The following is a 19,384-nucleotide window of genomic DNA, read 5'->3' as shown; positions in this document are numbered from 1 at the left end:
TCAGATCCACCACCCGGATTCGGACCTCAGCCGCAAACACCTTCGGCATGACAACACTCCCTCACTCAGCGTTGCCTCGACCGATTGATTCCGCCTGATTCACAAGGTGTCATCGTCATTTGGCCGAGACGTCGCTCGCGTCGGCCGAGACGGCACCAGCGTGCCTATTCGACCGACGCGCCTGCCCTCTCGGCCGACTGGGGTGACGCCTCGGCGAGGCGGTTGACATCACGTGATGTCAGATCGGAGTTGTGATGACGTCATGATGATGTCATAGTGGTGCGTATGGACATCACGCCGTACATCGACAGCCTGCGACGGGACCTATTGGCCGCTGCCGAGGCGTCGGGGCCGGAGGCACGGGAGACCGCGGAGCGGCTCACCTACGCACTCGACCCGGCCGCTCGGCTGGCGGTGATGGAGGCGGTGAGCCAGGCCGCGGCGGAGATCACGGCGGAGCTGCCAACGGGCAACGTGGACGTACGCCTGCGAGGGCGCGACCTGGAGTTCGGGGTCACCCTTCCCGAGCTCGCCGAGCCGGTTCCCCCGGCGCCGCCGACACCGCCCGCTCCCCCGGCTCCTCCGGCCCCGCCGGAGCCGGAGGGCGATGACACCCTCGCCCGGGTGACCCTCCGCATCCCCGAGTCGCTCAAGGCGAAGGCCGAGGAGGCCGCAGCGGACGCCGGCCAGTCGCTCAACACCTGGCTCGTCGGCGCGGTGCGCGCGGCGACCCGCGAGAACGCGGTCAACGTCGACGTCGACCTCTCCGCGATCCCCCACATCGTCAACGAGGCGATGAGCAGCCTCGACCCGTTCCGCGGCAGCAACCGCGGCCGGTCCGACCGCCGGATGACCGGCTGGCTCTGACCTAGGCACCCAGCAGAAGCACGACCACGGACGGCCGCCCGGCCGGTCCGGTAGATCAGCACACCCTGAGGAGCATCATCATGAGCACGTACACCTTCATGTCCACCGCGCCCGCCAAGCTCTTCGTCGAGTTCGGAAAGGGCAATCTCGAGGTCCAGGCGACCGACACCGACGAGACCGTCGTCGAGATCGACGGCGATGACGCCGAGAGTCTGGTCGTCGAGCAGAGCGGCGACACGATCAACATCGTCGACCCGCACAAGGGCCCGTTCAGCCGCTCGCGGCGCTACGACATCAGCGTGACGGTCCCCGCCCGCAGCCAGCTGCGAGCCCGCACCGGAACCGCCGACATCGCCACCCAGGGCGTCCTCCGGGCAGCCTGGCTCCAGACCGGGTCGGGCGACATTCGGATCGACCGGGTCACCGAGGAGTTCCAGGTCGAGTCCGGCTCGGGCGACATCGAGGCGGACACCCTCGACGGGCGCGCCTCGATCAAGTCCGGCTCCGGTGACATCCGGATCGGTACGGTCCACGACCTGCACACCAAGACCGGCTCCGGGACCGTGGAGATCGACGAGGTCGAGGGCGATGTGAGCCACTCGACCGGCGCTGGCGACTTCGCGGTCCACTCGATCGGCGCGGGCCGGATCACGGTCAAGGGGGCCTCCTCCGACGTACGCATCGGGATCCCGAACGGCACTCCGGTGTGGACCGACGTCAACACGGTGACCGGCCGGTGCACCAGCACTGTCGAGAGCGCTGGCGCACCGGCCGCGGGAGAGCCCTACGTCGAGCTCCGCACCACCACCGTGAGTGGTGACATCACCCTCATCGGGCTCTGAGACCGAGGAGGAAGGGCTACTCCTCCTTGCTGAGGTGAGGTGCGTCCGGCACCACCGGCCGGAGCACACCCCAGGCGATGAACGCGGCCCCGATGACGAGCAGGACGATGCCCGCCCACAGGTTGGCGTTGGGCCCGCCGGTCTTGTCGACCTCGGGGTCCCCGAACAGGCCCATCAGCAGCAGGATGATGCCGTAGATCGCGAGCAGGGACCCGATCACGTTGCGGATGTCGAAGAGCGACAGCAGCGTGCCGAGGAAACCCTTGTTGGTCTTGGCTGTGTTCGATTCGCTGGACATCTCAGTCTCCTCAGAAGATCGCGTTCAGGATGGTGACCATGACCAGCGCGAGACCCGCCAGGGGCACCGGGCGCTGCCACCACGGACGACCTGCGTCCTCGGGGTCCACCAGGTCCTCCCTCGGTGTCTCGGAGTAGACCAGACCCTTCAGCGAGCCTTCCGGCTTCGGCTTGGTCACCAGCGAGACGATCACGCTGACGATGATGTCGACACCGAAGGCCACACCGGCAGCCACGAACGACGCACCCTGACCGGACAGCGGGAGGACGCCGACGGAGAGTCCGCCGAGCGTGCCGTCGGCGAGGATGCCGACGCCCACCGCCGCCAACGTGCCGGAGACGAGACCCGCCCAACCGGCGGTCGCGGTCATCCGCTTCCAGAACATGCCCAGGATGAACGTCGCGAACAGCGGCGCGTTGAAGAACCCGAACAGGGTCTGCAGGTAGTCCATGATGTTGGAGAAGCTGGACGCCAGGACAGCGGTGAAGATCGCGATGGCCGTCGCCGCGACGGTCGCCCAGCGGCCGAGCTTCACGTAGAAGTCGTCGGGGCGGTCCTTGATGATGTACTCCTGGATGATGTCGAAGGACACCACCGTGTTGAAGGCCGAGACGTTGGCCGCCATACCGGCCATGAACGCCGCCAGCAGACCAGTGATCGCCAGGCCGAGCAGACCGTTGGGCAAGACCTCTGCCATCAGGTAGAGCAGCGAGTCGTTGTAGGTCACGCCCTCACCCGAGGCACCGCCGGCGATCGACTCCCCCGCCTTCGTCTGTGCGATCTCGGTGACGAGGACCGCCGCGATCATGCCGGGGAGGATGGTGATGAACGGGATGAACATCTTCGGGTACGCACCGATGATCGGCGTCTTGCGGGCCGCGCTGATCGAGTCGGCGGCCATCGCGCGCTGGACCTCGACGAAGTTCGTCGTCCAGTAGCCGAAGGAGAGCACGAAGCCGAGACCGAACACGATGCCGACGACCGAGAGGAAGTCGGAGGAGAAGCCGGTCAGGGCGGTGCCGGGCCAGGAGTTGAGCTGGTCGGCGGCGGGCGCGATGGTGTCGGGGTTGGCGGCCGCGGCCTTCTCGATCTGCGAGGTCAGACCGTCCCAGCCGCCCACCCGGTGGAGGCCCAGGAGGGTCAGCGGCAGCAGCCCGGCGACGATCACGAAGAACTGCAGCACCTCGTTGTAGATCGCGGCCTTCAGACCACCGAGGGTGATGTAGGACAGCACGATCACCGCGGCCACGATCAGCGCCACCCACAACGGCCAGCCGAGCAGCGCGTGCACGATGGAGCCGAGCAGGTAGAGGTTGATACCGGCGATGAGCAGCTGTGCCACCGCGAACGAGAGCGCGTTGACCAGGTGGGCACCGGTGCCGAAACGGCGCTTCATGAACTCGGGGACCGAGCGCACCTTCGAGCCGTAGTAGAAGGGCATCATCACGACGCCCAGGAACAGCATGGCCGGGATGGCACCGATCCAGAAGTAGTGGACGGTGGGGAGCCCGACCTGCGCTCCCGTTGCCGACATCCCCATGATCTCGACGGCGCCGAGGTTTGCTGAGATGAAGGCGAGACCGGTGACCCACGCGGGCAGGGACCTGCCCGAGAGGAAGAAGTCGACCGAGCTCGACATGCCGCGGCTGGCCAGGAAGCCGATGCCGAGAACGAACGCGAAGTAGATCGCGATCAGGAGATAGTCGACCGCGTTGGCCTGGATCAGGGTGTCCGCGGCCAGGATGCTTGCTTGCATTCCGAGACCCTTCTATTTGATTGGGCGCACCAAACTTAACCACGCGTACGCCTCAAAAATGCGCTGGGTCACCCCTTCATCGACACGCCTTCTCGCCAGTAGCCCATGAAGGCGACCTGCTTGCGCGGCATCTCGAGCTCGTTGACCAGGTGGCGGCGCAGCGCGGTGACCATCCGGGACTCCCCGGCGATCCAGGCGTAGCGCCCGTCCTCGCCGTTCTCAGCACCGTTCGCGGACCCGTTGTCGGGGCCGGCGACCTCCTCGCCCGAGGACGAGTAGTCCGGGGTCTCCCACAGGTCGGGGTCCTCGACCTCGACCGAGGTCACGTCCTCGGGCGTCGCCTCGAAGCCGAGCAGCCCACCGACGGCGGCCAGGGCCGGTCCGCCCACGGGCGCGCCCTCGCGCGGCAGCCAGCTGACCTGGAGCCCCTCAGGCGCAGACACCTCCTGTACGTCATCAGCGACCGGCACCTCCAGGAAGGCCGATCCGGTGGCGTCCGCCGGCAGCGACTCGAGGATCGAGACGATCGCCGGGACGGCGGTCTCGTCACCGACCAGGAGGAGCCGGGTCGCGTCACCGGGAAGCCACTCGATCCCGCCGTAGGGCTCGCCGAGCTTGGGTCCGGCGACCAGGATCTCGTCGCCCGGCTTGGCCGCGCCGGCCCAGTCGGAGCCGGGACCGTGCGCGCCGGGGTGCAGCACGAAGTCGACGTACAGACGCTTCTCGATGCCCTCCCCCTCGATCGAGCGGATCGTGTAGGTGCGCATCCGCGGGCGCTCGTCCTCGGGAAGCGCGAGCCATTCGGCGTACCAGTCCTCAGCGGTGAGCTCGGGCAGCACGCCCGGGGTGGCCGGGAAGAGGAGCTTGATGCGCTGGTCGAGGGTCGGGCCGTCGTTGCCGAAGTCGGCCAGATCGTCGCCGGCCAGCTCGATCCGGGCGAAGGACGGGGAGAGGCGCTCGACGGAGCGCACCGAGACGCGGGCGAGGATGGGCATGTCAGGCTCCTTGTGCGTGGGGGTGAGCGGTGGGTCGGTGGTGACGTCCGATCGGGACGACCATCGGGGTGCCCGAGACGGGGTCGACGATGACCTGGGACTCCAGGCCGAAGACCTGCTCGACGCGGTCGGCGGTGACCACCTCGGCGGGCGTGCCGGTGGCGGCGACCTTTCCGCCGCTCATCGCGATCAGGTGGTCGGCGTAGCGGGCGGCCAGGTTGAGGTCGTGGAGCACCATCACGACGGTGGTGCCTCGCGACGAGCGCAGCCCGTGGAGCAGGTCGAGCAGGTCGACCTGATGGGCGACGTCGAGGAACGTGGTCGGCTCGTCGAGGAGCAGCAGGTCGGTCTGCTGCGCCAGCGCCATCGCCATCCAGACCCGCTGCCGCTGGCCACCGGAGAGCTCGTCGACGACGCGGTCGGCGAGGTCGAGCGTGTCCGTCAGCTCGAGCGCCTCCGCGACCGCCGCGTCGTCCTCCGGCGACCAGCGCTGCAACGCACCGCGGTGGGGCTGGCGTCCGCGGCCGACCAGGTCGACGACGGTGATGCCCTCCGGGGCGACCGGCGACTGCGGCATCAGGCCGAGGGTCTTGGCCACCGCGCGGGTGGGCTGCTTGTGGACCGCCTTGCCGTCGAGCACGACCTGTCCCGAGACCGGCTTCAACAGCCGCGCCATTCCACGCAGCAGGGTGGACTTCCCGCAGCCGTTGGCGCCGACGATCACGGTGGTCAGGCCGTCCGGGATCTCGAGCGAGACCCCGTCGACGACCGGCTCCGCGCCGTAACCGAGGCTCACGTTCTCCGCAGCGAGTCTCATCAAGCTTTCCTTCCAGCTCTGCCAGCGGCGAGCAACCACAACAGGAACGGTGCCCCGAACGCACCGGTGACGACGCCTACCGGGAAGGAGACGCCAGGTACCGCATAGTCGGCGATGTAGTCGCCCGCCACCATCACGATGGCGCCGACGAGCGCAGCACCGACCAAGGTCGTACGCCCCCCGTTGAGCGCCCGCGAGATCGGTCCGGCCACGAACGCGACGAAGGCGACCGGCCCGGCCGCGGCGACGCCGAGAGCGGTGAGCAGCACGGCGAGCAGGAGCAGCAGGTCCGTACGCCGCCGGCTGACCCCCAGGCCGGTGGCCACGTCCGGGCCGAGCTGGAGGATCTGGGCCGAGCGGGCGGTCCAGACCAGCGCCGGCACTAGCACGACGAGGAAGCCGAGCAAGATCCAGATGGTGGACCAGGTGACGCCGTTGAGCGCGCCGGTCAGCCAGCGCAGCACGAGCAGGGCGTCGAACTCGTTGGCGCGGGTGAAGAGGTAGTGGACGACCGCGGTCATCGCGGCCGCCGCGGTGACTCCGACGAGGACGAGGCGGTAGCTGCCGTCGGAGCCGGCGACGAGCCGGACCGCCACCGCGATCGCGATCGCACCCACGATCGCGGCGATGCTCAGGGCCAGCCCCTGCAGGTCGAGCACCACGATCGCGAAGACCGCCGAGGCGCTCGCGCCGAGCGAGACGCCGACGATGTCGGGGCTGGCCAGCGGGTTGCGCAGGGTGCTCTGGAAGACCGCGCCGGCACTGCCGAACGCGACTCCGACCAGCACGCCGAGGATCGCCCTGGGCAGCTTCTCCGACATCAGCAGGAAAGTGGCGCCGGGGATCTCGGCCCCGCCGAGGATCCGGAAGAAGTCGGGCACGGTGATGATGAAGTTGCCGAGCAGCACCCGGGCGACGAAGGCGCCGAAGAGGACCACCGCCAGGGCAGCGACAACGAAGGCATGGTGCCGTCGCGGGGCCCGCCGGGCCTTGCGTACGACGTCGACGGGGCTAGTCGGCTCGGCAGTTGTTGTCGCGCTCACAGGCCCGCCATCCGTCCACGCCGAAGGAACCAGATGAAGGCAGGTACGCCGACCACGGCCGTCATGATGCCGACCTGCACCTCGGTGGGCGGCAACACGACCCGGCCCAGCGCGTCGGCGAGGGCGGTGAGCGCGGCGCCGGCGACGATGGAGAGCGGCAGCACCAGCGTGTAGCTGGGACCGACCAGGGCGCGTACGGCGTGCGGGACGACCAGACCGACGAACGCGACCGGGCCGACCAGAGCAGTGGCGGTGCCGCTCAGCAGCACCACCGCGATGCCGACGAACACCCGGTCCAGACCGGTACGACGGCCGAGCCCCTTCGCGAGGTCGTCGCCGAGCGCGAGCGCGTCCAGGACGCGCGCGCCCAGGAGCGCCATCACGGCGCCGATGACGAGGAACGGAGCGCAGATCGCGAGGTCCCCCCAATCGCTGCCGATGGTGCCGACCTGCCACTGCCGGAAGACCTCCAGCCCCTTGTGGTCCATCAGCAGGATGCCGCTGGTCCAGCTGGTCAGCGCTGCGGTCAGCGCCGCGCCGGCCAGCACCAGCTTGGCGGGGGTGGCGCCGTCACGACCGATGGCGGCGACGCCGTGCACGGCGATCGCAGCCAGCGCCGCGCCGATGAAGGCGGCCCACAGCAGCGAGTCAAGGCCGGTGGCACCGACGTACACGAGGGCGACGACGACGGCGAAGGCCGCACCGGCGTTGAGGCCGAGCAGCCCTGGGTCCGCCAGCGGGTTGCGGGTGAGTCCCTGCAGGCAGGCGCCGCCGAGCGCGAGCGCGCCGCCGACGGCGAAGGCGATCGCGGTGCGGGCGATCCGGTTCTCCAGGATCGCGTGCCCGAAGCTGCCGTCGTCGAAGAGTGCGGTGGGTGGAACCCACTCGGCACCGAGCAGGACCGAGGCGACGGCCGCGAGGAGCAGCGCCGCCAGGATCAGCCCGATCCCAGGCAGCCTCCTGCCCCGGACGACCGCGGCGGCTGATGCTGCCGGGTCGGCCGGGGCGAGAGGCGTACGTGTGGTCAACGCGGACTTCACTCAGCCGCGGTGACGTTGACCTTCCCGCCGTCGACCGCCTCGGCGATCGAGGGAACGAGCTCGTCGATGAAGTACGGGATCGACAGCGTGCTCGCGGCGGAGAAGGTCAGGGACAGCGGCTGGTCGGTCACGTCGAGGTAGTGGCCGTTCTTGATCGCGGGGATCTGGCTGAGCAGCTTGTCCTTCTGCAGGGCCTCGAAGCTGCCCGCGGTGTAGCCGAGGTTGATCAGCACCTCCGACTCCAGCTCGGGAGCCTTCTCCGCGGAGACGTCGGTGTAGAACTGGCCCGCAGGGACGAGCTTGTCGGCGACCGGCGCGAGCTCCATGCCGAGCTGGGTCAGCATCTGCGGACGCGCGTCGCCGGCGCCGTACAGACCGATGGTGCCGAGCTTGGAGTTGTCCTGGACACCGGTGACCAGGTAGCTGGCGCCGACGATCTGCGGGTGGTCCTTCTGGGCCTGCGCGATCGCGTCCTCGGTCTCCTTCTTGACCTCCTCGGACAGGGTGACCCGGCCGGTGGCCTTGCCGATCATCTCGAGCGAGTCCTGCCAGGAGGTCAGCCACGGGTCACCGGGGAAGGCGACGGTCGGGGCGATCTCGCTGAGCTTCTTGTAGTCGGCCTCGGTGATGCCCGAGTTGGTGGCCAGGATCAGGTCCGGCGCAGCCTTGCTGATCTCGGTGAAGGGGATGCTGGTGTCGGCGTTGTAGCGGACCGGCTGCTTGCCGCCGACCTTCTTCAACTCGGCGTCGAACCAGTCGGTCGACTGCTGCTCGTTGCCGCCCCAGGTGATCGCCTGGGCAGCGACCGGGACGACACCCAGCGACAGCGCCACGTCGTGGTCGGACCAGCCGATGGTGGCGACGTTGGTCGGCTCCTCGGTGATCTCGGTGCTGCCGTAGGCGTGCTCGACGGTCACGGGGAACGCGCCCTTGTCTGCCTTCGAGGCAGATTCCGCGGAGCCGTCCGCGGAGTCGGTCGCGCCCGTGCTGCACGCAGCCAGGCCGGTGGCAGCGAGCACGAGGCTCGCTGCGATGAGTACGGATCGACGGATCACGGGGGAACACCTCATGGGGTTAGGCAATGCTTAGTTAGGACAGCCTAAACACATCTCGGTTCCGACGAAGGATCGGCCCCCGCCTTTTGGACAGGCTCAGCGCACAGGTCAGGGCCTGACGAACGCCGCCCGTTCGGCCTCGACCCGATCCCGGATCACGCAGTCGAGCGAATGGTCGTTGACGATCCCCATCGACTGCATGAACGCGTACATCGTCGTCGGCCCGACGAACTTCCAGCCGCGCTTCTTGAGGTCCTTGGAGAGGCTGATCGAGGCGGCAGAGGTGGCCACCACCTCCGGAACCTTGAGCGGCTCGGGCTCGAACCCCCAGACGTACGCAGCCAGCGACCCACGCTCCTCGACGAGCTCGACCGCGCGGCGGGCGTTGTTGATCGCCGCCTCGATCTTGCCGCGGTGGCGGATGATCCTCGCGTCCTGCAGGAGTCGCTCGACGTCGCCCTCGTCGAACTCGGCCACCTGGTGGAAGTCGAAGCCGGCGAAGACCTCGCGGAAGGCTGGCCGCTTGTTGAGGATCGTGCGCCACGACAGCCCGCTCTGGAACCCCTCCAGGCAGATCTTCTCGAAGAGCCGTACGTCACCGCCGGCCGGGAATCCCCACTCGGTGTCGTGATAGTCGAGGAACTCCGGCGCCCCGCCGGCCCACGCGCATCGCGTCTGGCCGTCGGGGGCCAGGAATGGTGCTTCGCTCATCCACCCGACCCTAGCGGCGACCACCGACACCCACGCTCAGATCTTGGTGCGGTGGAAGCTCTGGAAGCTGCGCGAGGCGGTCGGGCCGCGCTGGCCCTGGTAGCGGCTGCCGTACTTCTCGCTGCCGTAGGGGTTCTGGGCGGGCGAGGTGAGCCTGAAGAAGCAGTACTGGCCGATCTTCATGCCCGGGTAGAGCTTGATCGGCAGGGTCGCGACGTTGGCCAGCTCGAGCGTCACATGGCCGGAGAAACCCGGGTCGACGAAGCCGGCGGTGGCGTGGGTGAGCAGCCCGAGGCGCCCCAGCGAGCTCTTGCCCTCCACGCGCGCGGCGATGTCGTCGGGCAGGGTCACGGTCTCGTACGTCGACCCCAGCACGAACTCCCCCGGGTGCAGGATGAACGGCTCGTCACCCTCGGTCTCGATCTGCCGGGTGAGCTCGGACTGGTCCACGGCCGGGTCGATCGTGGCGTACTTGTGGTTGTCGAAGACCCGGAAGAACCGGTCCAGACGCACGTCGACGGACGACGGCTGCAGCATCGACTCGTCCCACGGGTCGATGACGATCCTTCCGTCGTGGATCTCGGTCAGGATGTCCTTGTCGCTCAGCAGCACGAGCCAAACCTAACGCAGCCGGGCGTTCTGCACGGCCCCTGCGGCTTCCCTGGAATCTCCCCTACCTCATCTGTCACAGATTCCCCGGCAGAGTCGTACGTCTTGGCGCAAACCCGGTTGAATCGGGGCCATGGCACTGGATGCGCTGATCCCCGGCGGATATCGCCGGTACGTCGCGCTGGGCGACTCATTCACCGAGGGCGTCGGTGACGCCGACGCACGTCGTCCGAACGGCGTACGCGGCTGGGCCGATCGGGTCGCCGAGGTGATGGCCGAGCGGACCCCCGACTTCACCTACGCCAACCTCGCCGTCCGCGGCCGCGGGATCGACCGGATCGTCAAGGAGCAGGTCGAGCCGGCGATCGCCCTCGAGCCGGACGTGGTGACGATCTACGGCGGATCAGTCGACCTGATGTGGCCGCACGTCGACATCGACGCACTGCTCGCGACCTACGAGTCGGCGATCGGCCAGCTCGTCGACAGCGGCGCGAAGGTGCTGGTCTTCACCGCGTACGGCGCGCGGGCGACCACTGTCGGGCGGCTGCTCCGCGGGCGCTTCGCGGTCTACAACGAGGCCGTCCGCGAGATCGCACAGCGGCGCGGGGCGACACTGGTCGACTTCTGGCGGATGACCGAGTACGACGACGCCGGCTACTGGGACGGCCACGGCTTCCTGGGCGCCCCGGGCCACCAACTGATGGCGATCAAGGTCCTCGACACCCTCGGCGTACGCCACCACCTGCCCACCCCGAAACCGCTGGTCGTCATCGAGGAGCCGGGCCCGAACGGCCTGGCCGGACCCATCCGCGAGGTCCGGCGGCTGGCCGCCCGCGCGCTCCCCTGGGCCGTACGCCGCATGCTGCGCGGTCCGGCGGGCGACGGGCTCTCGGCCCGCTATCCCCAGATGACGCGACTTTCCTGAACCGGTTTCACACCTGGCTGGGTGTGTGGGGTAACATCCTGGTCGCACCTGCGGACGTAGCTCAGTTGGTAGAGCGCAACCTTCCCAAGGTTGATGTCGCGAGTTCGAATCTCGTCGTCCGCTCCATAGATTCGGGCCGTGCCATGTGGCACGGCCTGTTTCAGTTCACTTGCACGATCCAAGTGATGCAGCACACGATCGCGGGCGTTTGCGGCCCGCGTCCATTAAGATTGGGTTTCTGTTTTCCAATCATTGTGTGAACGACGCGTAAAGGATCACTCGACATGCCCGCGGGCTCGAGCAACCGATTCACCGACGGACGAGTCCCCGACCACGGCATCGGAGATCTCTTCACCTACGAGGCGCGCCTCCAGGCACGACTCGACGTCGAAGCGGCCCTGGCCGAGGCCGAGGCCGCCGTGAAGGTGATCCCCGCAGAGGCCGGCGAGGCGATCGCCGAGGCCGCCGATCTGGACAAGCTCGACCTGGACCGGATCGAGAAGGCCACCGCCGAGCACAGCCACCCGCTGACGCCGCTGGTCGAGGAGCTGTGCCGTGTCGTCGGCGCGAAGCACGGTGGCTGGGTCCACTGGGGCGCCACCACACAGAACATCACCCAGACCGCCGACCTGATCCTGATGCGCCAGGCGCACGACAAGATCCTCGACCTGCTCGGCGATCTGCTGCGCTCGCTGTCGAAGGTCGCCGAGGCCGGCGCCGAGGTGCCGATGCCGGGGCGTACGCACTCCCAGCACGCGGTCCCGATCACCTTCGGTTTCAAGGTCGCCATCTGGATCGACGAGATCGCCGCCCACGTCGACCGGCTCCGCTCGGTCGAGGACCGCGTCTTCCGGCTGCTCATGGGCGGCGCGGCCGGCACCATGGCCTCCTTCGGCTCGCATGCCCGCGCCATCGAGACCGAGACGGCTTCCCGGCTCGACATGGGCTCGATGCCGGTCCCCTCGCGTGCGATCAACGACGGCATGGTCGAGTGGGTCTCGATCCTGGGGATGCTCGGTGGCACCGCCGGCAAGATCGGCAAGGACGTCTACTCGATGATGCAGCCCGAGTTCGGCGAGGCCTTCGAGCCGATCCCCGAGGGCACCATCGGCTCCTCGACGATGCCCCACAAGCGCAACCCGCAGCTGACGTTGGACGTGATCACGGCCGCCACCCAGCTGCGCGGGCTCGTCGCCCCGGCGATGGAGTCGATGCTCCACGACCACGAGGCCAACGGCGCCATGACCGGCATCCTCGAGGACGCAGTCGCGCAGGCGTCTCGCCTGGCCGGTGACGTACTCGCCCGGCTCGTGGTCATCTTCACCGGCCTGACCTTCGACGAGGACCGGATGCGCGCCAACCTGGCTCTCTCCGGCGGCCTGATCGGCTCCGAGTCGCTGATGCTCGAGCTCGGCGAGCGCATCGGCCGTCAGGTTGCGCACGACGTCGTCTTCGAGCTGGCCCAGCGTTCGGCCGTCGACGACATCGACTTCGCCTCGCTCCTCGCGGAGTCGCCCGAGGTCTCTGAGCACTTCACCCGCGCCGAGATCGCCGACCTGCTCGACCCCTGCCGCCACCTCGGCGAGTCCGCCAACATCGCCCGGGCCATGGCCGAGCACGCCCGCCGGGTCGCCGACGGCATCCAGATTCCGAGCGTTTAGCGACAGCCGAGTCGGCGCAAACGGACCGGAGCGAAGCGAGGACCGGATTGCGCCGACTCGGCGTGAGCAAACGCGCCTCGTAGGATCGGCAGCGTGGCTTTCAAAGGTTTCCCCGTTGCAGCGCTCGACTTCTACGACGACCTCGAGGTCGACAACACCAAGTCGTTCTGGGAAGCCCACAAGCACATCTACAAGGAGTCGGTCCACGCGCCGATGAAGGCGCTCACCGACGAGCTCGCCGAGGAGTTCGGCAGCGCCAAGATCTTCCGGCCCTACCGCGACGTACGTTTCTCGAAGGACAAGCTCCCCTACAAGACCCACCAGGGAGCCTTCGTCGCCGTCGCGCCGCAGACCGGCTACTACGTCGAGATCTCGCCCCGCGGCATCCGCACCGGTGGCGGCTGCTACTGGTTCGAGCCACCCCGGCTCGCCGCATTCCGCGACGCCATCGTCCACGACCACTACGGCGCTGACCTGGAGAAGCGCCTCGCCGTCGCGGAGAAGAAGGGCTACGAGGTCACCGGCGACCGCCTCAAGACCGCCCCGCGCGGCTTCGACAAGGACCACCCCAAGATCGAGCTCCTCCGCCACAAGTCGATCCACCTCGGCCGCACCATCGGCTTCGAGCCGATCATCCACACCGCTGCCCTCGTCGACGAGGTGAAGAAGGACTGGCGAGCCACCCGCCCCCTCGTCGAGTGGATCGCCGAGCACGCGGTGGCGTAAGGCGGCGGATCGGACCGGCGTCGCCACTTTCCCGCCATGGCGGGAAAGTGGCGACGGGATAGCGCTCTCCTGGTCGCAGAATCCCGCCATGGCGGGAAAATGCCCCGCGCCGGCAAAACCGTCGCGCGCGCCATGCGATACCCACTACGGTGTCCGCCGTGCGTACATCTCTTTCGGTCGCAGGGGTAGCGTCGCTCCTGATCATCCCGGGCTTCGTCCTCACGACCAGCTCGAGCAGCGTGGCCGCGACCAGTTGCATCAGCAGGGAAGTCACCGTCGATCTGAACCGAGGTGAGACCCGCAGCGACCCAGCGGTCCGCGATGTCATTCTGGGTACTCCCGGCGCCGACTCGATCACCGCTGACTCCAACGACGTCGTCTGCGGAGGCTATGGCGACGACCGGATCCGCGGCGGAAGTCGCGTGCTCGCCGGCCCCGGAAACGATGAAATCTGGGGCAGTATCTGGGCCAACGGAGAGTCAGGCAACGACACGCTCCACGGAACATCCGGCAACGACGACCTGACCGGCGGCACCGGCTCCGACACCATCTCGGGCGGCCTCGGGAGCGACACGATCGCCGGACACTACATCGCCGGCACGTTCGACTCCACTGCCGGGACCGATGGCGGCGACAAGCTCTACGGCGGCAGCGGCAGGGACTTCCTCTCCGGCCAAGGAGGCAACGACCGCCTCGAAGGAGGAGATGGGTCGGACGGCCTCAGCGGCAACGGTGGCGACGACACGATGTCGGGCGCGGCGGGGGACGACACCCTCCGTGGCGGCATCGGCCGCGATGTGATCTACGCGCACAGCGGCGCTGATGTCGCCATCGGAAACGATGGCCCCGACCGCATCTACGGAGGCTCCGGTCCCGACAGTCTTCACGGCATGTCTGGGAACGATCTGGTCTACGGCGGAATAGGACGCGACGCGATCCGGGGCCAGGCGGGCGGCGACTATCTCCACGGTGGCGCCGACGGCGACGCCATCGGAGGCGGCAGCGGTCGCGACCAGGTCATCGGCGGGGGCGGCAACGATCGGCTGGTCGGCGACGACGGCGCCGATGTCGTGAAGGGCGAGTCGGGGACGGATCGATGCGCGCCCGAGCCCGGCGCCGGCGTTACGTACTCCTGCTCTGTGGAACGAGGGCTGACAGCCGGCGTCCCGAGTGGCGGAATCTACTGGCTCCCTTGACCGCGGTGGCTCAGGCCCGCTGAGTGGGCAAAAGTGGCAGCTCCCAAGCGGGTTCGGGTGCCACTTTCGCCCACTTACCGCTCTCAGGCCGTCGTGAAGCTCGCCATGGTGCGCTCGGGCTCCCAGAACGCCCTCATGGAGGCGATGCGGCCCTCGTCGTTGACGGTGTAGACCATGATCAGCTCGGTGGTGGTGTAGCTGCCGTCGGGGAACGACGTCTTGATCTTGCCGATGTTGGCGCAGGTGTTGCCGGCGGGGTTGGCGAAGGAGTCGTTGATCTCGAACTCGAACTTGTGGACCGAGGCGATGGCCTTCTCCCAGAAGGCCTTGAGTCCCTCGTGACCGTGGTGGCCCTTGCCCTCGGGGTCGAACATCGACGGGCCGACGGGGTCCTCGAGCACGCAGTCCTCGGCGTAGATCGTCAGCCACTCGTCGAGGTCGCCCTTGGCGACGGCGGCGTAGGAGCGTTGCCCGGCCGTACGTGCCGGATGTTCGTCGTCGGGGGCGTTCCAGGTGATGGCGTCGGAGGAGATCATGCGGCAGATCGTACGCCGAAACTGAAACGTGTTCTACCTGATCGCCGAGTACCGCCCGGATAGGGTCGCCGGGTGACCGTCTCGGAGACCGCTCGCGGGACCGCGACACCAGGGCGGGACTTCGACCGGCTCTGGCTGGCGACGGCGACGAGCCAGGCCGGGTCGACGATCGCGTACGGCGCCCTGCCGCTGGTCGCGGTGCTCGTCCTCGACTCCTCGACCTTCCAGGTGTCGCTGCTGGCGGCGTTGTCCGGGTTCGCGGCCGCGGCGGCGGGGATCCGGCTGGGACCGTGGATCGAGTACCGGTACAAGCGGCCGACGATGATCGGCGCCGACCTGATCCGGTTCGCGGCGATGCTCAGCATCCCCGCGGCAGGCATTTTCGACCTGCTCACCTACACCCATCTGTGCGTCGTCGGCGTCCTCGCCGCGACCTGCGAGCTCGCCTTCACCGCGGCCTCCGGCGCCCACCTGAAGGCGCTGGTCGCCCCGGAGGCCAGGCTGGTCGCCACCAGCCGGCTGGAGACGACGTTCTGGACCACCTTCACCGCCGGCCCGCCGGTCGGCGGAGCGCTCGTCTCGGTGTTCGGGCCGACGCTGACCGTGCTCGTCGACGCGGTGACGTACCTGCTCTCCGCGCTCGGCATCCGCTCGATCCGTACGCCTGAACCGCAGCCTCCGACAAGGAAGCCGCAGCACTGGCTGGCCGAGGTGACCGCCGGCTGGCGCTACATCCTCACTCGGCGGGACCTGCGCGCGCTCTTCCTGAACGCCGCCCTCTTCGGCTCCTGCGTGATCGCGACCAGCCCGCTGCAGACCGTGCTGACGCTGCGGGTGCTCGGTATGGAGCCGTGGATGTACGGCGTCGCCATGGGCCTCCCCTGCCTCGGCGGCATCCTCGGCGCGATGTGCGCACCTCGCCTCACGAACCGGCTCGGCGAGCGGGCGGTGCTGCTCGGGTCCGGGGTCGCGCGCACCCTCTGGACCATCCCGATCGCCTTCACCCCGAGCGGCCCGTTCGGCTTCGTGTGGTTCACCGCCGCCAACTTCGGGCTGATCCTCTGCGCCGGGGTCTTCAACCCGACCTTCGCCACCTACCGCATGCGCGAGACCGCCGACGACCACATGTCGCGGGTGCAGGCGGCGTGGTCGATCACCATGAAGGTCGCCCAGCCCGTCGGCGTCCTGGCGGCCGGCGCTCTGGCCGCGGCGACGAGCCCTCGGACCGCGATCGCGGTGGCCGGAGGCGTACTTCTGCTCTCCTCCGGGCTGCTTCCCTGGCGCAGCGCTGTGACGAAGAACCCTACCTGTGAGTAGCCCCGGGCTTGCCACCCCTGGTGGGCGAGCCTATTCTTAATGTTACCCGCCAGTAGTGCGTGCCGACCGGCGCTCCCGCAACTGGTAAATCCGACAAAGGTTATGAAGGTGGATCAGTGAGCCACTACAAGAGCAATCTCCGCGACATCGAGTTCAACCTGTTCGAGGTCTTCGGCACCGACAAGGTTCTCGGCACCGGTCCCTTCGCGGACCTGGACGTCGACACCGCAAAGGAGATCCTCGCCGAGGTCGAGCGTCTCTCGCGCGAGGATCTCGCCGAGTCGTTCGTCGAGGCCGACCGCAACCCGCCGGTCTTCGACCCCAAGACGAACACCGCGCCGGTCCCGGCCGCGTTCAAGAAGTCGTACGACGCGTGGATGGAGTCGGGCTTCTGGAGCCTGCACACTCCCGAGGAGATCGGCGGCCAGGTGGCCCCGAACTCGCTCGTGTGGGCGACCGCCGAGATGCTGCTCGGGGCCAACCCGGCGATCTGGATGTACGCCGCCGGCCCGTTCTTCTCGAAGGTCGTCTACGAGAACGGCAACGACCGCGACAAGCAGATCGCCAAGATCATGGTCGAGCGGCTGTGGGGCTCCACGATGGTGCTGACCGAGCCCGACGCGGGCTCCGACGTCGGCGCCGGCAAGACCTTCGCCACGCCCAACGAGGACGGCTCCTGGAACATCACCGGCGTCAAGCGCTTCATCACCAGCGCCGAGTCGGACCTGCAGGAGAACATCATGCACCTCGTCCTCGCCCGCCCGAAGGGCGCCGAGGGCATCGGTGGCCCGGGCACCAAGGGTCTCTCCCTCTTCCTCGTGCCGAAGTACCACTTCGACCACGAGACCGGTGAGCTCACCGGCGAGCGCAACGGTGCGTACGTCACCAACGTCGAGCACAAGATGGGCATCAAGGTGTCCAACACCTGCGAGCTCACCTTCGGCGACCCGCAGGTCGGCGGCGGCGAGCCCGCCAAGGGCTGGCTGCTCGGCGAGGTGCACGACGGCATCCGCCAGATGTTCGACGTCATCGAGAACGCTCGCATGATGGTCGGCACCAAGGCGATCGCGACCCTTTCGACCGGCTACCTGAACGCTCTCGAGTACGCCAAGACCCGCGTCCAGGGCGCCGACCTCGTCGCCGCCGCGAAGACGGACCCGCGCGTCACGATCACCCACCACCCCGACGTACGCCGTTCGCTGCTGGTGCAGAAGTCGTTCGCCGAGGGCATGCGCGCGCTGGTCTACTACACGACCTCGTGGCAGGAGAAGGTCGTCCTCACAGAGGACGGCTCCGACGAGAACAAGCTGGCCGCCGCGGTCAACGACCTGCTGCTGCCGATCGTCAAGGGCTACGGCTCCGAGCGCGCCTGGGTGCTGCTCGGCACCGAGTCGTTGCAGACCTTCGGTGGGTCGGGCTTCCTCCAGGAGTACCCGATCGAGCAGTACGTCCGCGACGCCAAGATCGACTCGATCTACGAGGGCACCACCGCGATCCAGGGCCAGGACTTCTTCTTCCGCAAGATCGTGAAGAACCAGGGCGCCGCGCTCGGCCAGATCGCCGGCGAGATCCAGGCCTTCCTCGACAACGAGGGCTCCGCTGAGCTCAAGGAGTCGCGCGCCCTGCTAGCGACCGCGCTCGAGGACGTCAACGCGATCGTCGGGCACATGTTCAACGACCTGATGGCCTCCCAGGAGGAGATCACCAACATCTACAAGGTCGCCCAGAACACCTCGCGCCTGCTGCTCGCCGTCGGCGACGTCGTGGTCGCGTGGCTGCTGCTGCGCCAGGCGGAGATCGCTCTTGCCGCTCTGGCGGGCGACCCGGGCAAGGACAAGGACTTCTACACCGGCAAGGTCGCCGCCGCGAAGTTCTTCGCCTCCTACAACCTGCCCAAGCTGACCGCTGAGCGAGCGATCGCCGAGGCGATCGACAACTCGATCATGGATCTGCCCGAGTCCGCTTTCTGACTCTGATCCGTTCGTACGCTGCGGCCCGCCCGGGTTCCCCGGGCGGGCCGCTTCGTCATCCGCTCACAGCGCGGAGGCCGTGACCGCCTCGGCGAGCCGTGCGGCGGCCGCGGAGATCCGTCGGTTGCTCGGGACGGCGAGCTGGAAGGACCACTCCAGGCCGATCGGGACGGCGACGACCGCGGGGTCGCCCTCGATCGACGCGCGGGGCACGACCGAGACGCCCAGACCGCGGCAGACGAGGTTGCGAGCGAGCCCGAAGCTGGTGACCTCGGTACGGACCGTCCGTGACACGCCGACGGAGGCGAACGCGGCGTCCACGACCGTACGGTTGCCCCATCCCGTCGGGAAGTCGATCCAGGTCTCCTCGGCGAGGTCGGCGGCGGACACCGCACCGGCCCGTGCCAGGCGATGGCCGGGTGCGCAGACGAAGACCAGCTCGTCGCTGTGGATGCGAGTCAGGGTCAGCCCGGGCAGCGAGGTCGCAGCCGTGGAGACCAGGGCAAGATCCAGGGCCCCGGAGCGTACGTCTGCCTCGTTGGTGGCGCTCCCGGAGATGGTTTGACGCATGCGTACGGTGATGCCGGGGTGGCGGGCGGCGAAGCCTTGCAGGACCTCGGCGATGTCCCAGCGGCCTGTGTAGGAGAGCATGCCGAAGAGAACGGTGCCGATCACCTGGCCGCGGGCGCCGGCGACCGCCTCACGAGCAGCCCCGATGCCGGCGAGCACCTCGCGGGCGCGCGGGAGCAGCGCCTCACCCTCGGCGGTGAGCGCGAGGCTGTGGTAGCCGCGCTCGATCAGCGGCGCTCCCAGCCCACGCTCAAGCTGCTTGACGGCGGCGGAGACCGCGGACTGCACGACACCGACTCGGTCCGCCCCCGCGGTGAAGCTGCCGGTCTCGGCGACGGCGATGAAGTACTCCAGCTGATGGGGCTGCATGGGCACCACTATCGCAGATCGTGATGCTTGCCTTCGAGAAGATTCGTTGGAGATGATCGTGAATATCGATCAGCATGGAGT

General features: G+C 68.5%; 19 protein-coding genes and 1 tRNA gene. 9 read left to right on the top strand and 11 right to left on the bottom strand.

Features of this window, described 5'->3' with window-relative positions; all coding sequences use genetic code 11:
* Nucleotides 1-285 precede the first annotated feature (285 nt).
* Nucleotides 286-867 (top strand): toxin-antitoxin system HicB family antitoxin, encoded by a 582-nt coding sequence (locus tag ACIO3S_RS22870; RefSeq protein ID WP_400467980.1) that lies wholly within the window; start codon nucleotides 286-288, stop codon nucleotides 865-867.
* Between the two features lie 80 nt (nucleotides 868-947).
* Nucleotides 948-1,709, top strand: coding sequence for a DUF4097 family beta strand repeat-containing protein (locus ACIO3S_RS22865; protein WP_400467979.1), 762 nt, complete (start codon nucleotides 948-950; stop codon nucleotides 1,707-1,709).
* 16 nt (nucleotides 1,710-1,725) lie between these two features.
* On the opposite strand, the gene ACIO3S_RS22860 is transcribed toward ACIO3S_RS22865, so the two are convergent.
* The 9 genes from ACIO3S_RS22860 to dcd form a co-directional block, all read right to left on the bottom strand.
* Nucleotides 1,726-2,007, bottom strand: a complete 282-nt coding sequence (locus ACIO3S_RS22860) for a hypothetical protein (RefSeq protein WP_400467978.1) — start codon at nucleotides 2,005-2,007, stop codon at nucleotides 1,726-1,728.
* 10 nt (nucleotides 2,008-2,017) lie between these two features.
* Nucleotides 2,018-3,748: a sodium:solute symporter family protein gene (locus ACIO3S_RS22855; protein WP_400467985.1), complete on the bottom strand. Its 1,731-nt coding sequence runs from the start codon at nucleotides 3,746-3,748 to the stop codon at nucleotides 2,018-2,020.
* An 83-nt stretch (nucleotides 3,749-3,831) separates the two neighbouring features.
* A complete protein-coding gene (locus ACIO3S_RS22850) occupies nucleotides 3,832-4,758 on the bottom strand; it encodes a siderophore-interacting protein (RefSeq protein WP_160026586.1) in 927 nt (308 codons plus the stop codon).
* Between the two features lies 1 nt (nucleotide 4,759).
* Nucleotides 4,760-5,575: an ABC transporter ATP-binding protein gene (locus tag ACIO3S_RS22845; RefSeq protein ID WP_400467977.1), complete on the bottom strand. Its 816-nt coding sequence runs from the start codon at nucleotides 5,573-5,575 to the stop codon at nucleotides 4,760-4,762.
* Entirely contained in the window at nucleotides 5,575-6,618 is a 1,044-nt protein-coding gene (locus tag ACIO3S_RS22840) for a FecCD family ABC transporter permease (protein WP_400467976.1), read from the bottom strand. Before ACIO3S_RS22840 ends, ACIO3S_RS22845 begins: the two co-directional genes overlap by 1 nt.
* Nucleotides 6,615-7,646 (bottom strand): FecCD family ABC transporter permease, encoded by a 1,032-nt coding sequence (locus ACIO3S_RS22835; RefSeq protein ID WP_400467975.1) that lies wholly within the window; start codon nucleotides 7,644-7,646, stop codon nucleotides 6,615-6,617. The genes ACIO3S_RS22840 and ACIO3S_RS22835 overlap by 4 nt, the downstream gene beginning before the upstream one ends.
* 8 nt (nucleotides 7,647-7,654) lie before the next feature.
* Entirely contained in the window at nucleotides 7,655-8,713 is a 1,059-nt protein-coding gene (locus tag ACIO3S_RS22830) for an iron-siderophore ABC transporter substrate-binding protein (protein ID WP_400467974.1), read from the bottom strand.
* A gap of 108 nt (nucleotides 8,714-8,821) precedes the next feature.
* Nucleotides 8,822-9,424 carry a DNA-3-methyladenine glycosylase I gene (locus ACIO3S_RS22825; RefSeq protein WP_400467973.1) on the bottom strand — a complete coding sequence of 201 codons (603 nt, stop codon included), beginning with the start codon at nucleotides 9,422-9,424 and terminating at the stop codon, nucleotides 8,822-8,824.
* Nucleotides 9,425-9,460: 36 nt separating this feature from the next.
* Nucleotides 9,461-10,036: a dCTP deaminase gene (gene dcd / locus ACIO3S_RS22820; protein WP_008354516.1), complete on the bottom strand. Its 576-nt coding sequence runs from the start codon at nucleotides 10,034-10,036 to the stop codon at nucleotides 9,461-9,463.
* Nucleotides 10,037-10,166: 130 nt separating this feature from the next.
* On the opposite strand from dcd, the gene ACIO3S_RS22815 reads away from it, so the two are divergent.
* The 5 genes from ACIO3S_RS22815 to ACIO3S_RS22795 all read left to right on the top strand — a co-directional run bounded on the left by ACIO3S_RS22815 (nucleotide 10,167) and on the right by ACIO3S_RS22795 (nucleotide 14,541).
* Complete coding sequence (locus tag ACIO3S_RS22815) at nucleotides 10,167-10,958, top strand: SGNH/GDSL hydrolase family protein (RefSeq protein ID WP_400467972.1); 792 nt, start codon at nucleotides 10,167-10,169, stop codon at nucleotides 10,956-10,958.
* Nucleotides 10,959-11,008: 50 nt separating this feature from the next.
* Nucleotides 11,009-11,084, top strand: a tRNA-Gly gene (locus ACIO3S_RS22810).
* A 158-nt stretch (nucleotides 11,085-11,242) separates the two neighbouring features.
* Entirely contained in the window at nucleotides 11,243-12,619 is a 1,377-nt protein-coding gene (locus ACIO3S_RS22805) for an adenylosuccinate lyase family protein (protein ID WP_400467971.1), read from the top strand.
* A gap of 93 nt (nucleotides 12,620-12,712) precedes the next feature.
* Nucleotides 12,713-13,345: a DUF2461 domain-containing protein gene (locus ACIO3S_RS22800; RefSeq protein WP_400467970.1), complete on the top strand. Its 633-nt coding sequence runs from the start codon at nucleotides 12,713-12,715 to the stop codon at nucleotides 13,343-13,345.
* 158 nt (nucleotides 13,346-13,503) lie between these two features.
* Nucleotides 13,504-14,541 (top strand): calcium-binding protein, encoded by a 1,038-nt coding sequence (locus ACIO3S_RS22795; RefSeq protein ID WP_400467969.1) that lies wholly within the window; start codon nucleotides 13,504-13,506, stop codon nucleotides 14,539-14,541.
* Between the two features lie 83 nt (nucleotides 14,542-14,624).
* On the opposite strand, the gene ACIO3S_RS22790 is transcribed toward ACIO3S_RS22795, so the two are convergent.
* Nucleotides 14,625-15,077 carry a nuclear transport factor 2 family protein gene (locus ACIO3S_RS22790; RefSeq protein WP_400467968.1) on the bottom strand — a complete coding sequence of 151 codons (453 nt, stop codon included), beginning with the start codon at nucleotides 15,075-15,077 and terminating at the stop codon, nucleotides 14,625-14,627.
* 72 nt (nucleotides 15,078-15,149) lie between these two features.
* Between ACIO3S_RS22790 and ACIO3S_RS22785 the strand changes: the two genes are divergently transcribed.
* Nucleotides 15,150-16,394, top strand: coding sequence for an MFS transporter (locus tag ACIO3S_RS22785; protein ID WP_400467967.1), 1,245 nt, complete (start codon nucleotides 15,150-15,152; stop codon nucleotides 16,392-16,394).
* A gap of 116 nt (nucleotides 16,395-16,510) precedes the next feature.
* Nucleotides 16,511-18,364 (top strand): acyl-CoA dehydrogenase, encoded by a 1,854-nt coding sequence (locus ACIO3S_RS22780; RefSeq protein WP_400467966.1) that lies wholly within the window; start codon nucleotides 16,511-16,513, stop codon nucleotides 18,362-18,364.
* A gap of 63 nt (nucleotides 18,365-18,427) precedes the next feature.
* On the opposite strand, the gene ACIO3S_RS22775 is transcribed toward ACIO3S_RS22780, so the two are convergent.
* Entirely contained in the window at nucleotides 18,428-19,303 is an 876-nt protein-coding gene (locus ACIO3S_RS22775) for a LysR family transcriptional regulator (RefSeq protein ID WP_400467965.1), read from the bottom strand.
* Nucleotides 19,304-19,384: the final 81 nt, after the last annotated feature.

The sequence above is a fragment of the Nocardioides sp. NPDC087217 genome (assembly GCF_044744805.1).
GTDB lineage: Bacteria > Actinomycetota > Actinomycetes > Propionibacteriales > Nocardioidaceae > Nocardioides.
This window is presented reverse-complemented; position numbering and strand designations above follow the sequence as displayed.